The organism is Saccharothrix sp. NRRL B-16314, from assembly GCF_000716595.1.
Lineage (GTDB): Bacteria > Actinomycetota > Actinomycetes > Mycobacteriales > Pseudonocardiaceae > Actinosynnema.
In genome coordinates, this window is sequence record NZ_JNXC01000045.1 from 35,666 (window position 1) to 50,330 (window position 14,665).

Sequence of the window (14,665 nt, forward strand, 5' to 3'; positions counted from 1 at the left end):
CAGGCGAGGAGGGGGCACGCAGTGGACCACGCGTTCCTCGCCCTCCCCCTGCGCCGGCTCGCCGACGCCGCGCTGGACCGCGCGCGGCGGCTGGGGGCGCACCACGCCGCCGTGCAGGTCGTGCGCACCCGGAGCGGTCACCTGCTGCTCCGGAACGCGCGGACCGCCGCGTCGTCCGACACGGCGCGGACCGGGTTGTCCGTGCGGGTGTTCACCGCGCGTGGCCGCGGGTTCGCGTCCACCGTCGAGCTCACCGCCGAGGCCGCCGCCGACGCCGTGGACCGGGCGTGGGAGGTCGCCCGCTCCGGCTCCTCCCCCACCTCCTTCAGCGACGAGCCGGTGCACCACGACGCGGAGTGGGTGTCGGCGTACGACGTGAACCCGTTCGACGTGCCCGAGTCCGACCGCGCCGCGCTGCTGGCGGACTGGAGCACCGCGCTGCTCGCCGCGGCGCCGGTGTCCTCGGTGCTCGCCAAGTGCAACGCCACGCAGGAGAACCGCTTCTACGCCGACCTCGCCGGCACCACGACCACGCAGCAGAACGTCCGCGTGCACCCCCAGGTGCTGGTCGCCGGCGTGCACCCGCGCACCGGCGTGATGCGGACCCTGCGCTCCGTCGGCCCGCCGACCGCACGCGGTTGGGAGTACCTGGGCGGCGACGGGTGGGACTGGGCGGGTGAGCTGGCGGCGCTGCCGGACCAGCTGGCCGCCAAGGTCGGCGCGCGTCCCGTGGAGCCCGGTGTCCACGACCTCGTGATCGACGCCTCCAACCTGTGGCTGACGATCCACGAGTCGGTCGGGCACGCCACCGAACTGGACCGCGCGCTCGGGCACGAGATCAGCTACGCCGGCACGACGTTCGCCACCCCGGATTTGTTGGGCTCGCTGCGTTACGGCTCGGATTTGATGACCGTGACCGCCGACCGCACCGCGCCGCACGGTATGGCTACCACCGGCTTCGACGACGAAGGAGTCGCCGCGCAGTCGTGGCCGCTGGTGGAGCGGGGTGTGCTGACCGGCTTCCAGTCCGACCGGTCCACCGCGGCGGCGGTGGGTGCGGCCAGGTCGACGGGCTGCTCGTACGCCGAGTCCGCGTCACACGTGCCCCTGGCCCGGATGCCGAACGTCTCGCTCGCGCCGGCCGCGGGGCCGTGCTCGACGGACGACCTGATCAGCGGTGTCGAGGACGGCATCTACCTCGCCGGGTCGGACAGCTGGTCGATCGACGCCACCCGCTCGGACTTCCAGTTCACCGCCCAGCGCTGCCACCGCATCCGGGCGGGGCGGCTCGCCGAACCCCTGGCCGGGGTCGCCTACCGCTCGTCGACGACCGAGTTCTGGTCGTCCCTCGCCCGGCTCGGCGACGAGAGCACGGTGACGGCGTTCGGTGCGGACCTCTGCGGCAAGGGACGGCCCGCGCAGGCCGCGGCGGCGAGCCACAGCTGCCCGTCGGCGCTGTTCACCCGCGTGCCCGTGCACCACGTGGGTGACGCGACGTGATCGCGGCACACGAACTGGTGGAACAGGCGATCGCCGCCGGACGACCGGGTGACCAGGTCGTGGTGATCGTGGACGACACGGCGCACGCGCACCTGCGTCGGGCGGGCGAGGTGACGACCAGCGCGGCGCACGTGCTCGACCGGCAGGTCCACGTCGTGGTGACCACGCCGGGTGGCGCGGCGGGCGTGGTGTCTGCGGGCGTGGTGTCGGCTGGTGGGGCGCTCGACGCGGCGGCGGTGCGTGACCTGGTGGAGGCCGCGTCGATCCTCGCTCGGCGGTCCACTGCCGACGTCGACCCCCTCCCTCCCGCCGACCGGCCCCCGGCGTCGGACTGGCACGAACCGGCCGTCACCGCGCCGGCCGGTGTGCTCGCCGGTCTGGCGGCCGACCTTTCCGGAGCCGCACGTGGTTTCGCCTTGCACTGCTACGCCGAGCACGAGGTCCGCACCACGTGGCTCGGGACGTCCTCGGGTGTGCGGCGGCGGCACGTGCAGCCGTCCGGCGTGGTGGAGCTGACCGCGCGCACCGCGACGTCGTCCGCGTGGGTGGGGGTGGACCTGCCCGATCTGTCGGACTTCAACCCGCACCCGTTGCTGGACGAGCTTCAACAGCGCCTCGGCTGGGGCGCCACGCGGGTCGACGTGGCGTCCGGTCGGCACGAGGTGCTGCTCCCGCCTTCCTGCACCGCCGACTTGCTGAAGCACCTGTACCGGTCGGCCGGTGGTCGTGACGCGGCCGACGGGCGGACCGCGTTCTCGGTGCCCGACGGCGGCACCCGGCTCGGCGAGCGGGTCGCCGCCCTGCCCGTGACGTTGCGCAGCGACCCGGCGCACAAGGGCCTGGAATGCGATCCGTTCGTGGTGACACGGGTGTCGGGCGCGGACACGTCCGTGGCGGACAACGGTCTTGCGCTCGGCCCGACGAACTGGATCACCGACGGGGTGCTGACGGCGCTCGTGCACACCAGGGCTTCGGCGCGGCAGGCCGGGGACGCCTTCACGCCCCGCATCGGCAACCTCGTGCTGGAAGGCCCGCCCGGTGAGCGGTCCACGTTGCCGGAGATGATCGCGGCGACCCGGAACGGCCTGCTGCTGACCTCGCTGTGGTACCTGCGCGAGGTGGACACGCGGGCGTTGCGGCTGACCGGCCTGACCCGGGACGGCGTGTACGTGGTGCGCGACGGCGAGGTGATCGGCGCGACCGACGACTTCCGGTTCAACGAGAGCCCGTTGCGGCTGCTGGACCGGATCACGGAGATCGGTCCGACCTCGGTGACCCTGCCCCGGGAACCGGACGACGAGCGGCCCCGCACGGCGATGCCTCCCGTGCGGGTCGCGGACTTCTCCGCAGTTGCCGCTCGGGCATGACGTTGGTGGCCGGTCGTTGGAACAGCGTGTAGAGGTACGCGAGCGCGCCGATCGCGAGGGCGATGCCGAGGGCCATGAGGGGCTGGCGGCCTTGGGCTGCTTGTTCGACGGTGAGGCCGGGAAGCAGCACGTACGGGTACTGCCCGACGGCCCAGCCGACGAGGATCGCCGTGACCGCCAGTGCGGAGGCGATGCGCGCGAGTGCGTAGCGGCGGGTCAGCAGGACCCATGAACGCCGCCAGCCACATGTGCGTGAACTGCGGCCACGTCGACGGACCGAACATCGCCGCCCACGGCCGCGGGTCCACCACGTCACCCCACGCGTCGAGCCGGAACCCGGTCGGGTTGTTCACGAACTCCAGTGCGGCCACACGACCCCACGTAGCCAGGGCACAAGCCGTCCACCGTGTACCCGGCACGCCGAACGCGCCCCCGCCGCACGTCCCCCGACCGAGACCGCGCAGCCACGACTCGAACGGGTTAGAAGCACGCCGCGGCGGGTATGCGGCGGTGTGGGCAGCGGCCGACCCCGGTCGCGCCGGGGGTGGTGCGGATGGCCTCGGAGTTGCCGCCCGTCGACGCGTGGGTCGACGCGCCCCGGATCGAGCCGACCGACGAACCGGCCGACGAACTGGCCGCCGTGTTCGCCCGCGTTTCCGCTCCGCTGCTGCCGAGCGGCACCGTGGACACCTCGCTGAGGCTGATCACGTCGTCGGCGAAGGAGACCTTCCCCGGCGCCGCCGGGTCCGGCATCACCCTGTCGGGTTCGAACGGTGACCGGGTGACGGCGGCGGCGACCGATGTCGTGGTGGAGCGCGCCGACGCCCTCCAGTACGAGCTGGGCCAGGGACCGTGCCTGACCGCGTGGGAACAGCGGACCGTGGTGCGCGTCGACGACGAACGGGCCGCGTTCCTGATCCTGGCCTACATGGCCCGACGACGCGGCAAGCCCCTGCGACAGGCAGCGGACGACCTGGTCAGGTCGACGATCCGCCGTCCCCGGTGACCACCATGGCCGACCAACGCCCAGACCAACGCCCCGACCGGCACTCGGACCGGCAACGGCACAACATCGCCGTGGCCCTGCGGCACTCGGGGCTGACCACGAAGGAGCTGTGGGTCCGCTACGTCGCCCTTGGCGGCGACGCCGGGTTGACCGAAGTCGCCGCGTACGTGCACGGCGCGGGTGGGCTGCCTCCGTTGCAGCGGGACGTCCTCGCCCGAGCGGTCAACGAGCGCCTGGACGAGTCGGCACCACCGCACCGCGCCGACTACAGCCGCCTGACGCGCGAGACCAGGCCTCACGGCCAAGCGCTGTCCGCGCTGGTGGCGCTGCTCGAAGGCGCGGAACTGGCCCCGCCCGACCGGCTGACGACGCTGGTCGACACCGCTGCCCGGATGCTGGACCTGCGCATCACGATGTACCTGGTCGACTACGAGGAACGCCACCTGCACCGGTGGCCGGCCCACAGCGACCTCGACAACGACCCAGACGGCAATTCCGACGGCGACCACGGCAGGACGCGGCTGGGCGTGGACAGCACGCTGGCCGGGCGGGCGTTCCGGCAGGTGCGCGCCCTGCCCGCGCGGAACCCCGACCACCCCCGCCTGTGGGTGCCGCTGGTGGACGGTGTGGAGCGGTTGGGCGTGCTCGACGTCCGGGTGGACGAGGTGAGCGACCTCGACGACCCGGGGCTGCGCACCCAGTGCCGCTGGCTGTCCATGCTGGTGGGACACCTGGTGACCCTCCTCGACAAGTACGGTGACGCGGTCGACCTGGTGCGCCAGACCACCCGCCGGACGGTCGGCGGCGAGTTGATCTGGTCCTTGCTGCCGCCGCCGACCGCGGGCGTGGACAGCTTCGTGGTGACCGGCGTGGTCGAGCCGCGCCACGCCGTCAGCGGTGACGCCTTCGACTACTCGCTCTCCGAGACCACCGCGACGTTGATCGTCCTGGACGCGGTCGGGCACAACCTGCGCAGCGGCCTGATCGCCGCCACCGCCCTGGCCGCCCACCGGCACGCACGCCACGCGGGCCAGGACCTCGCCGCACAGGCCCGCACCGTCGACGAGACGATCAGCGCCCAGTTCGGCCGCAGCACGTTCGCGACCGCGGTCCTGGCCGAGGTCGACCTGGCCACCGGTCGGCTGCGCTACCTCAACGCCGGGCACCCCGAGCCGCTGATCATGCGCGGCGGCCGGGTCGTCAAGCCGCTGACCGCCGGCCACGCGCCACCGCTCGGCGTCGGGATCGGCGACCGGGCCGTCGCCGAGGAAGTCCTCCAGCCCTACGACTGGCTCGTCCTCTACACCGACGGCATCACCGAAGCCCGCAACGCGCGCGGCGAGTTCTTCGGCGAGGCGCGGTTGACCGACTTCCTGCACCGTGAAGCAGCCGCCGGCAACCCGCCGCCCGAGACCGCCCGGCGGCTCATCCAGGCGATCCTCACCCACCAGGGCGGTGTCTTCCAGGACGACGCCACCGTCGTGCTGGCCCGGTGGACCCACCCGCAGGCGCTGCTTCCTTAGCGGCCCGACCGGTCCGAGTGGACGACCGCGGGGACACGTCGACGGGCTAATCTGCACCGGTGACTCCCACACCGCCCGACGTGGCCGCGCACCCGGTTTCCGTGGTGACCGGCGCCGGTTCGGGGGTCGGGCGCGCGGTCGCCCGAGGGCTCCTCGAAGCCGGGCACCGGGTGGCGCTCGCAGGGCGGCGGGCCGAGGCGCTGGCCGAGACCGCCGCCGACGCACCGGCCGGGTCGGTCTTCGTCGTGCCGACGGACGTCACCGTCGAGGCGTCCGTGGACGCGCTGTTCGACGCGGTGCGCGAGCGGTGGGGCCGGGTCGACGTGCTTTTCAACAACGCCGGGACGAACGTGCCCGCCACGCCGCTGGAGGACTTCACCGTCGAGCAGTGGACGACGGTCGTCGACACGAACCTGACCGGCTCGTTCCTGTGCGCCCGCGCCGCTTTCCGCGTCATGCGCGACCAGACGCCGCAAGGGGGGCGGATCATCAACAACGGCTCGGTGTCCGCCCAGACCCCGAGGCCCGACGCGGTTGCCTACAACGCGAGCAAGCACGCGATCACCGGGTTGACGAAGTCGATCTCGCTGGAGGGCCGCCGGCACCGCATCGCCTGCGGGCAGATCGACATCGGCAACGCGGCGACGCCGATGACGGACCGGATGAGCCGCGGCGTGCTCCAGGCGGACGGGTCGGTCGCGGCCGAGCCCACGATGGACGTCGCGCACGTCGCCGACGCGGTCCGCTACATGGCCGGGCTGCCGTTGGACGCCAACGTGCAGTTCATGACCGTCATGGCGACCACGATGCCCCTCGTCGGTCGCGGCTGAGACAGGTCACCGCGACAAGGCCGCGGCCAGTTCCCCGATCAGCTCCGGGCCGACCTGGCAGCAGCCGCCGACGAGCCGCGCGCCCCCGTCGACCCACCCCGCCACCCGCACCGGGTCGAACGCCGGGACGCCCGTCCAGCTCCGGGTCACGGCGTCCCAGCGTTCACCGCTGTTCGGGTACACCACGACCGGTTTGCCGGTGACCCGCCGGGCGATCGCCACCGCCTCGTCCACGTCGGCCGGGTCGCAGCAGTTGACGCCGACCGCCACCACCTCGTCCACGCCCCGCGCCGCCTCGAACGCCTCGGTCAACGGCTGGCCGGCGCACGTCCGCGTGCCGCGCGCGCTGTAGGACAGCCAGACCGGCACGCCGGACCCGGCGACCACCCCGAGCACCGCCTCCGCTTCCGCGACGTCCGGGATGGTCTCGACCGCCAGCACGTCGGCTCCCGCTTCCGCCAGCACCTCGATCCTGGGGCGGTGGAACGACTCCAGCGCCTGCCGGGTCAGCCCGTACCGGCCCCGGTACTCCGAGCCGTCGGCGAGCATCGCCCCGTACGGGCCGACCGACGCCGCCACCCACCGCGATCCGTCCACTTCGGACGCGGCCTGTCGGGCGACGGTCACGCTGTCGCGCAGCAGGACGGCCGTCTCCGCACGGGTGAGCCCGCGATCCGCGAAGCCCTCGAACGTGGCCTGGTAACTGGACGTGATCACGACGTCGGCCCCGGCCCGGTAGTAGGCCAGGTGGGCGGACCTGATCGCGGCCTGGTCGGTCAGCAGGAGCCGGGCCGACCAGAGCGCGTCGGACAGGTCGTGCCCCGCGAGCTCGAGCGCGGTCGACAGGCCGCCGTCCAGCACGACCGTCCGACGGGCCAGCGCCTCGGGCAGGTTCATGTGGCCGACCGCGCCGCGGCGACGAACTCGCGCATCAGCCCGTGGTCCTTCACGCCCCGGCTCACCTCGATACCGCTCGACACGTCGACACCCCACGGGCGCGCCCGGGTGACGGCCTCGGCGACGTTGTCCACGCCGAGCCCACCCGCGAGCAGCCAGTGCCCCTCCGGCCGCGCGCCGTCCAGCGCCGCCAGGTCCCACCGGTGCCCGGAGCCCGCAACGGGCGAGTCGAGCAGCAGCATCTGCTCGCCGAAGGCCCCGACCCGCACATCGGTGTCGGCTTCGAGCGCGACCGCCCGGACCAGCGGCACGCCCACCGCCGCCACCTCGTCGAACGCGGCCCGCGGGTAGTCGCCGTGCAGCTGGACGGCACCGATGCCCGAGGCGTCGGCGAGCCGGCGCACCTCCGGTGCCGCGACCCCTCTGAACACCCCGATGGCGAGCACACCCGGCGGCACTTCGCGCACCAGCCGCCGCGCGGTGTCGACGTCGACCTGCCGGACGCTCGCGCTGAGGACGAACCCGACCGCGTCGGCGCCCGCGTCCACGGCGGCAGCCACGTCGGCTTCGGTGCGCAGCCCGCACAACTTCACGTACATGGGTCGAACAGTAGCGTCAAGGCGCGTCCAGCAGCGTTCGTGCCACACGGCCGAGCGGTCGCCGGCGAGCCCGGGCACGGCCGCGGTTCATCGGTGCACGACCGGGTTGCCGCGGAGGTTGCCCTCGCCGCACGGCCACACGCCGGTGTCGAGTGGACCGAGGCCGGTGTCGCTGAAGACGAGCAGTTCGTCCTTCAGGGCGAAGACGACCTTTCCCTGGTCGAGCAGCAGAATCCTGCTCATCACCGCCCGGTCGTCGTCCACGGCGGACAGCTCGTGCAGCTCGAAGTCGGCGTCGACGGCCAGCAACCGGCCGTCACGCCAGAAGATCGCGGTGCCGTCGTGGTCCAGCGCCGGGTAGGTGGTGTAGTAGCCCGAGAGGGCCGGACCGTCGCGCAACGTGCCGCCGGGGCCGAGGCCGCGGAAACGCGACCGGGATGGCATGACGTTCTCCGACTCCGGGCCGCGGATGTGGCCATCGCGGTCCACGAGCGCCATGGTGTGGCTCTGCCACTGGTCCGTCACCGCGCCGGACTGGTCGTACCGGGCGGTGCTGAAAGCGCCGTAGCCCTGCGATCCGACAAGGAACTCGCCCGGCCCGACGATCGCCTTGTGGGTGAGTGGACCGGGCCGGGTGGTGGCGACGACCTGCCCGGTCGCGGTGTCCAGGAAGGACGTGACGGCGATGCCGCTGCCGCCGTCGGCGAAGGTGGCGGCGATCCGGTTGCCGGAGACCAGCAGCGGCTGCCAGTGGGACGCCTCGATCGTCCGCGGTGTCCAGGGCTTCACCGGTCGTGCCCTCCCGTCGTCGTCCGCTCTCGTCGCCACGCCGCCCGGGTGGGCGAACTGGTCGAGCCCGGCCGGCGTCGACCAGTGGCAGGCGCCGTTCTCGTCGTAGCGGGCGACGCGGGGGCTTCGCCCCGGCGGAACGACCCGGCGGGGTGCCGCGGGCAGCCACGCGACGCAGATGCCGTCGGGGAGCAGCACGAACGCCCCGAGGTGTTCGTCCGGCGCGTGCTCGGGGGTGATCGAGCGCAGCACCGCTCCGGCGGCGTCCACCTCGCTCAAGGTGTGGCCTCCGGCTCCGGCGTGGGCGATCCACACCGTGCCTCCGACGCTGACGCGCGGCACTTCGGGGTGCCCGTCGAACGCACGGCGCCACAGCACCGTTCCGTCCGGGTCGACCGCCGTGAGCACGGTGGTCGACTGGTTGTGGCCGTCGTAGCCGGTCACGAACAGCGGTCCCGTCACCCCCGGTGCGGCCAGACCCCAGACCTGGCCGGGCATCGCCACCTTGCGCGGACCACTCATCGTTCAGTTCCCCCACCTGATTCCGACAACGCCGCATCGTTCCAGAGCGGAGTGGCGGGACATGGGGTCGCGCCGAGTCGGCCGCGTCGGAAGCAGTGAGGTCGACGGAGGGCACCGGGCTGCGTGGCGTCTCGAGCACTGCTCCGGCGGGGTGTGCGCTGGACGCGGCGCCGTCACCCCCGCCGGACGCGGCGCCGAGTGGGACGCCGCGGCCGGCGACAGGGGTTTCCGCCTCGTGGTGCCGCCGGCTCAGCGACGGGCGGGCAGGTCGAAGCGCCAGCCGTCCGCGCGCAGCCTCGGGATGACCTGGTCGACGGCGTCCACCGTCTGACCGCGGTCGTTCGGACCGTCGTGCATCAGCACCACGGCGCCCGGCGTGACACCCTCCATCACCCGGCGGACGAGCTCGTCGGTGCCCGGCGGCTCCCAGTCGGAGATGACCAGGCGCCAGCCGATCGACGTCATGCCCAGCTCGGCGGCCACCCGGGGCGTCTGGCCCCAACTGCCGTACGGGGCGCGGAAGTACTTGATCGGCACGCCCGGCACGGCGCGGTGGATCGCGGCGTTCGTCTCCTCCAGGTCGGCCTTGATCTGCTCCGGCGTCCACGTGCCCATGTCGTCGTGGTGCATCGTGTGGTTGCACAGCTTGTGGCCACCGGCGACGATCGCGCGCACCAGCTCCGGGTGGGCTTCGACGAAGTCGCCCCAGAGGCAGAACACGGCCTTGACGTGGTGCTTGTGCAGCACGTCGAGCAGACGCGGCGTGTCGACCGGGTTGGGACCGTCGTCGAACGTCAGCGCGAGCGAGCGCCCGGCGTGGCGGGTCGAGTCGACGACCACGGCCTCGCCCTCGTCCGGCTGACCGGCCTGGGCCGGCCCGGCGGCCAGCCCGAGCGCCAAGCCGGTCGTCAGCACCACGGCTCTCCACTTCATCGTGAAACCCCTTTCGTCGGACGGGACGCCCTCAGGGCGCGGCCAACTATCAGGTCATGATTCGGCCGGGTGCCAGCAGTTTCGCGGAAGTTTCGAGTCTTGACTGGCGTCTCGACTGGCACTTCTCCCCGGTCAGGGACGGGGTAGGCAGGCGGCGACTTCCGCCAACGCGTCAAGCGTCTCCCGGTCGACGTGGCCGGTCGCCGTTTCCGCTTCGGCGACCGTGATGGACGTGCCCGTGGTCTGCACCCCGTAGTTCAGGCCGGTGAACGCGATGTCGGCCAGGCCGAGCACCGGTGCGCCGAGCGGGTGGACGTCGCCGCTGCCCTGCCGGTCCTCGATCCGCTTGAACTCGCGCAGATCGCCCTTGTTCCGGAAACCGACCCAGACCAGCGACACGACGGCGCTGTTGCCGACGTCGTCCCCGACCGCGATCACCATCCGGTCGAGCGACGTGCACGGCGTTCGGGTGAAGAACTCCCTGATCTCGCCGTGCGACGCCGACAGGCACTCCCACTGCCGCTCCAGCTTCTCGTTGAGCCGACGCATCCCCATCCGCTGCCACGCGCCGTCGCGGTCGCCCCGTCTCGCCGCCTTCTGCCCTTCCGCCTTGCGCGCGGCCACGTTCGACGAACCGACCGAACCGGCCGAACCTCCCGGACTCGACCCGGACGAGCCGACCCCGCCGCCCAGGCCGGCCGAACCGGTCAGGCCCAGCACGACGACCACCGCCGCGACCGCCGCGCCGCCCTTGCCGTTGTCCAGCGGTATGCGGCGGCCGTTCTTGGTGATGAACCTGGTAGCCACGTGGCACTCCCCCTGATCGGCGTGGATCCCCGATCCGCAAGTTAGTGACGGGCACCGACAATTCCGGCCCCTTCGCCGGCCTGGTCACCCGATCGAGCGACGGCAGCGCGCCGCGCGTCGAGCACGGCGATCACCACCAGCAGGACGGTCGCGATGCCGAGCAGGACGGCCCACTTCTCGGTGTGCCTCCCCTCCGGCAGGGCGGTGCCGCTCGACCCGTGCAGGATGAACACCTGCATCAGGTCGCGGATCGAGAGCACGAAGCCGATCAACAGCGGACCCAGCACGACCGGGAGAGCCCGGTGGTGGGACGCGAGCGGCACCGCGGTCGTCACGGCAACGGTCGCGGTGGCGACGACCAGGGCGATCAGCGGCTCGGCGGGCATGATCAGCGGCCCGTCGGTGGCCATCTCCGCGTACGTCCCGGTCAGCCGTCCCATCGTCGCCATCACAAGGCCGAGCCCGGCGCAGCCCAGCGCGGCCAGGGCGGCTCGATGCCGACTGCGGCCCAACGCCACGCCGCCGACGAGTCCGGCGAAGGCCCACGGCCACACGACCGTCATCTGGCCGGCGGTGAAGTAGATCGCCAGGGTGACCGGCGCCGCCACGGCGTACAGCACGAGACCGGCTGCCGCCGCGCGCAGCACCATGCCCGAGCCCAGCGCCAAGGCCAGTCCGCAGGCGCACAGCAGGGTCAGCACCCCCGCGCCACTGGTCGGCACGCCTACCACCGGCAGCGCGAGGTTCAGCAGGTAGCCCGCCACGGTCAGCACGACCGGGAGCAACGCCGCCGCCGTGCCGACGATCGCGGTCCGCACGGTGAGCAGAGGGGCCTCGGGTCGGGCGATCCGGCCGGTGCGCACGGCGAGCACGGCCAGGGCACCGCCCAGCAGGCCGATCCCGGCGAAGCCGTAGTTCATCACTGCAGGGCGGTCCGGCTGGTCCAGCCAGCCCAGGCCGACGAGCACCGTGCCGAACAGCATCGTCCCGACCGCCATGCCCGACAGGGCGGCGGCATGTCCCGCCGATCCGTCGGAGGTCGGAGCGGAGGTCGAAGCGGCGGCAGCGCACAACACGCCGAGGACGATCAGCGCGGTCCCGGCCGCGCCGGCCGCCCAGATCAGGTAGTGCGCCCCGGGTCGGCCGCTCAGGAAGAAGACTTCGGACCTGACCACCTCGGGAACCTTGCACAACGCGCCCGCGACCAGGAGCCACGGCCAGTGCCACGGCCACCGCCGGATGGTCCAGAGCCCGACCGACGTGGCGACCAGGGTCAGCCCCAGCAGCGGGACGCTGTACTTCTCCAGGTGGATCGCAGTGCCGTGCGTCACCTTGAGGTCGGGGCTGTGGGCGCCGATGTTGAACAGCGCCACCACCGCCAGCGCGGTCACGCCCCAGGTCCAGCCGAGCTGACGACGTGCCGCCGTGTTCTCCATGGGCGACAACCTATCCGGGTGACCGGCGGGGCCGCGCCGGAACGCGGCGAATGAAACGGGGCCCCGCCGTGAAGGCGAGGCCCCGGTCCATTGTGGAGCGATCAGTGCGAATCTGTCAGTGCGAATCGGTCAGTGCGAAGAGGTCAGCTGGTCGGGAAGTTGTCCGGGGTGTTGATCCGGCTCTTGATGAACGCGCCGGACTCGGTGAGCACGCTGCTGCCGGTGTAGGTCCCACCGTTGCAGGTGCCCGACCGGAACGCGGCGCTGCTCTCGCCGGCGTCCGAGTACGTCCAGTTCACGTAGCTGATCTTCAACTGGTCGAGCAGGTCCAGCCACGCCGCGCTGCTCGTGCGGTCGTAGGTGCCACCGCCGGTGGCGAGGACCGTGCCGAACTCGCTGACGAACAGCGGCAGGCGGGACGCGGCCCGGCTGACCGTCGCCCGGTAGTTGTCCTTGTGCGAGGCGGCGTAGAAGTGGAACGTGTACATGATGTTCGTCGCGTTGACCGGGTTGTTGATGATCTCGGTCTCGTTCGAGCCCTCCGACACGCCCAGCGACGACCATGCGCGGGTGCCGACGAGGATGACCGCGTCGGGGTCGGCCGCGCGGATCACCGGGATGACCTGCTCGGCGTAGCTCTTGATGCCGGCCCAGCTCACGCCGTTCGGCTCGTTCGCGATCTCGTAGATCACGTTGTCCTTCGCCGAGTTGCGCGCGGCGACCGAGCGGAAGAACGTCTTGGCGCGCTCCAGGTTGTAGTTGGGGTCACCCGGCGTGAGGGTGTGGAAGTCGATGACCGCGTACATGCCGCGGGCCTCGGCCATGTCGACCAGGCTGTTCACCTGGTTGGTGAACCCGCTCGGGTTGGTCTCGTAACCCTGCTCCTGCACGTACATCGCGATCCGGAACAGGTCGGCGTTCCAGTCCGTGGCCAGCGCGTCGAGCGACGCGTTGTTGTAGCACTTGGCGAACCACTGGATGCCGTGGGTGCTCATGCCGCGCAGCTGGATCGGCCGGTTGTACTGGTTGCACAGGTTGACCCCGCAGACGCGGAGCCGGCCGTTGATCGCGACAGGGGTGCGACCGACCGGCGGGTTCGTGGTGGTCGTGGTGGTCGTCGTCGTGGACGTGGTCGACGTGCTCGTGGTGGAACCGGTGCAGGCGACGCCGTTCAGCGTGAACGACGTGGGCGCCGGGTTGCTGCCGGACCACGAGGCGACGAAGCCGAGGTCCGTCGACGCGCCGGTGCCGAGCGTCCGGTTCCAGTCGACGTTGGTGGCGGTCGCCGTGGAGCCGGACTGCGCCCACGTGGCGTTCCAGCCCTGGGTGACCCGCTGACCGGCGGTGAACACCACGCCGAGCGACCAGCCGCTGACGGTGTCACCGAGGTTGGTGACCTTCACCGCGGCCTGGAACCCGCCGTCCCACTGGCTCGCGACGGAGTAGTCGACCCGACAGCCCTGGGCGGCGGCCATGGCGTGCGGCAGGACTGTCGCCGCACCGCCCAGGACCATCGCGCAAGCCGCAATAGCGGCGGTGGAGCGCTTCACTGAGCCCCTCCTCATCTGGACAAACGTCTGGGAGCGCTCCCAGACAGGGCGGGACGGTACACCGGGAAACGTGCGCAAGTACAGGGTGTCGACCTGCGGTGGCGCGGCGTGGCTCCGCTGCCGAACGGCCACACCTGCGGACCTGGCCGCGGACGGATCACGGATCGACGTCCACGGGCTGAAACCCGGCTAACGCCCGTTCGCAGGGCGGAATCGGGAGGATTTCGTCGGCGATCACGCCGCGTCATCGGCACCGGAGAGCGTCACGGTGCCGGTAGTGCCCGGCGCGATGCCGGATGGTGCCCGGCGCGGGGGCTGGAAGATCCCCCGCGCCGGGCGGCCGATCAGCCCGCGGAACAGGTCGGCGTCATACCCGCGCCGGAACCCGTGCCCTGGAAGCCGAACTCGGTCGACATGCCGGCCTGGACGTTGCCGTTGTAGCTCACGTTCCTCCACTGGATGTTGCCGGTGTTACCACTGCGGTCGGCACTCCACGCGTTGGTCACCGTGGCGCCGGACGGCAGGTTCGTCGTGACCGTCCACCCGTTGAGGGGCGACGATCCGGCGGTGACCTTCACCGTGGCGACGAAGCCACCGTTCCAGGAGTTGAGCGACACCGAAGCGGTGCAGCCGCCCCCACCGGGGATGGTGGTCGTGGTCGTGGTGGTGGACGTCGTGGTCGACGTGCTGGTGGACGTCGTGGTGGACGTCGTCGACGTGCCGCCGCTGTTGAGGGCGTTGAGGGTGGAGGTGTAGGCGGCCTTCTTGTTGCCCGAGCCGTCGAACAGCAGCGGGGTGCCCGAGGCACGCCACGAGTCGGTGTCCCGGATGCCCCACACCGTGATGCCGGCGCAGCGCGCCACGGCCAGGCAGGCCTTCACCACGCGCTCGTAGTTCGACGCCTGC

General features: G+C 72.2%; 13 protein-coding genes. 5 read left to right on the forward strand and 8 right to left on the reverse strand.

Annotation, left to right across the window (positions count from 1 at the left end):
* Positions 1-21: 21 nt before the first annotated feature.
* The 5 genes from OQ02_RS36765 (at position 22) to OQ02_RS36785 (ending at position 6,226) form a co-directional block, all read left to right on the forward strand.
* Positions 22-1,500, forward strand: a complete 1,479-nt coding sequence (locus OQ02_RS36765; RefSeq protein WP_033443291.1) for a TldD/PmbA family protein — start codon at positions 22-24, stop codon at positions 1,498-1,500.
* Positions 1,497-2,867, forward strand: a complete 1,371-nt coding sequence (locus OQ02_RS36770) for a metallopeptidase TldD-related protein (RefSeq protein ID WP_033443292.1) — start codon at positions 1,497-1,499, stop codon at positions 2,865-2,867. The genes OQ02_RS36765 and OQ02_RS36770 overlap by 4 nt, the downstream gene beginning before the upstream one ends.
* Before the next feature lie 553 nt (positions 2,868-3,420).
* Positions 3,421-3,873, forward strand: a complete 453-nt coding sequence (locus OQ02_RS41705; RefSeq protein ID WP_156077539.1) for a hypothetical protein — start codon at positions 3,421-3,423, stop codon at positions 3,871-3,873.
* A 5-nt stretch (positions 3,874-3,878) separates the two neighbouring features.
* Positions 3,879-5,396, forward strand: a complete 1,518-nt coding sequence (locus tag OQ02_RS36780) for a PP2C family protein-serine/threonine phosphatase (protein WP_051773265.1) — start codon at positions 3,879-3,881, stop codon at positions 5,394-5,396.
* 59 nt (positions 5,397-5,455) lie between these two features.
* Positions 5,456-6,226 (forward strand): SDR family oxidoreductase, encoded by a 771-nt coding sequence (locus OQ02_RS36785; RefSeq protein ID WP_051773261.1) that lies wholly within the window; start codon positions 5,456-5,458, stop codon positions 6,224-6,226.
* Positions 6,227-6,232: 6 nt separating this feature from the next.
* On the opposite strand, the gene mmuM is transcribed toward OQ02_RS36785, so the two are convergent.
* The 8 genes from mmuM to OQ02_RS36825 all read right to left on the reverse strand — a co-directional run.
* Complete coding sequence (gene mmuM / locus OQ02_RS36790; protein ID WP_033443293.1) at positions 6,233-7,123, reverse strand: homocysteine S-methyltransferase; 891 nt, start codon at positions 7,121-7,123, stop codon at positions 6,233-6,235.
* Positions 7,120-7,722 (reverse strand): phosphoribosylanthranilate isomerase, encoded by a 603-nt coding sequence (locus OQ02_RS36795; protein ID WP_033443294.1) that lies wholly within the window; start codon positions 7,720-7,722, stop codon positions 7,120-7,122. Before OQ02_RS36795 ends, mmuM begins: the two co-directional genes overlap by 4 nt.
* Positions 7,723-7,809: 87 nt before the next feature.
* The gene (locus OQ02_RS36800) at positions 7,810-9,033 is read right to left on the reverse strand and encodes a hypothetical protein (protein WP_197043666.1); all 1,224 of its coding nucleotides are present in this window, start codon (positions 9,031-9,033) and stop codon (positions 7,810-7,812) included.
* Positions 9,034-9,282: 249 nt separating this feature from the next.
* The gene (locus tag OQ02_RS36805) at positions 9,283-9,966 is read right to left on the reverse strand and encodes a polysaccharide deacetylase family protein (RefSeq protein ID WP_033443295.1); all 684 of its coding nucleotides are present in this window, start codon (positions 9,964-9,966) and stop codon (positions 9,283-9,285) included.
* Positions 9,967-10,098: 132 nt separating this feature from the next.
* Entirely contained in the window at positions 10,099-10,773 is a 675-nt protein-coding gene (locus tag OQ02_RS36810) for a hypothetical protein (RefSeq protein WP_033443296.1), read from the reverse strand.
* Between the two features lie 41 nt (positions 10,774-10,814).
* Positions 10,815-12,209, reverse strand: coding sequence for a hypothetical protein (locus OQ02_RS36815; RefSeq protein WP_033443297.1), 1,395 nt, complete (start codon positions 12,207-12,209; stop codon positions 10,815-10,817).
* Positions 12,210-12,352: 143 nt separating this feature from the next.
* Positions 12,353-13,759 (reverse strand): cellulase family glycosylhydrolase, encoded by a 1,407-nt coding sequence (locus OQ02_RS36820; protein WP_033443298.1) that lies wholly within the window; start codon positions 13,757-13,759, stop codon positions 12,353-12,355.
* Between the two features lie 344 nt (positions 13,760-14,103).
* Positions 14,104-14,665 (reverse strand): cellulose binding domain-containing protein (locus OQ02_RS36825; protein WP_033443299.1); only part of this gene is annotated, 562 nt, incomplete at its 5' end.

What these genes read in the sequence shown, in the direction of transcription:
- OQ02_RS41705 (WP_156077539.1), top strand. Translation starts at nt 3,421, where the DNA reads ATGGCCTCGGAGTTGCCGCCCGTCGACGCGTGGGTCGACGCGCCCCGG.
- OQ02_RS36780 (WP_051773265.1), top strand. Translation starts at nt 3,879, where the DNA reads ATGGCCGACCAACGCCCAGACCAACGCCCCGACCGGCACTCGGACCGG.
- mmuM (WP_033443293.1), bottom strand. Translation starts at nt 7,123, where the DNA reads ATGAACCTGCCCGAGGCGCTGGCCCGTCGGACGGTCGTGCTGGACGGC.
- OQ02_RS36795 (WP_033443294.1), bottom strand. Translation starts at nt 7,722, where the DNA reads ATGTACGTGAAGTTGTGCGGGCTGCGCACCGAAGCCGACGTGGCTGCC.
- OQ02_RS36800 (WP_197043666.1), bottom strand. Translation starts at nt 9,033, where the DNA reads ATGAGTGGTCCGCGCAAGGTGGCGATGCCCGGCCAGGTCTGGGGTCTG.
- OQ02_RS36805 (WP_033443295.1), bottom strand. Translation starts at nt 9,966, where the DNA reads ATGAAGTGGAGAGCCGTGGTGCTGACGACCGGCTTGGCGCTCGGGCTG.
- OQ02_RS36815 (WP_033443297.1), bottom strand. Translation starts at nt 12,209, where the DNA reads ATGGAGAACACGGCGGCACGTCGTCAGCTCGGCTGGACCTGGGGCGTG.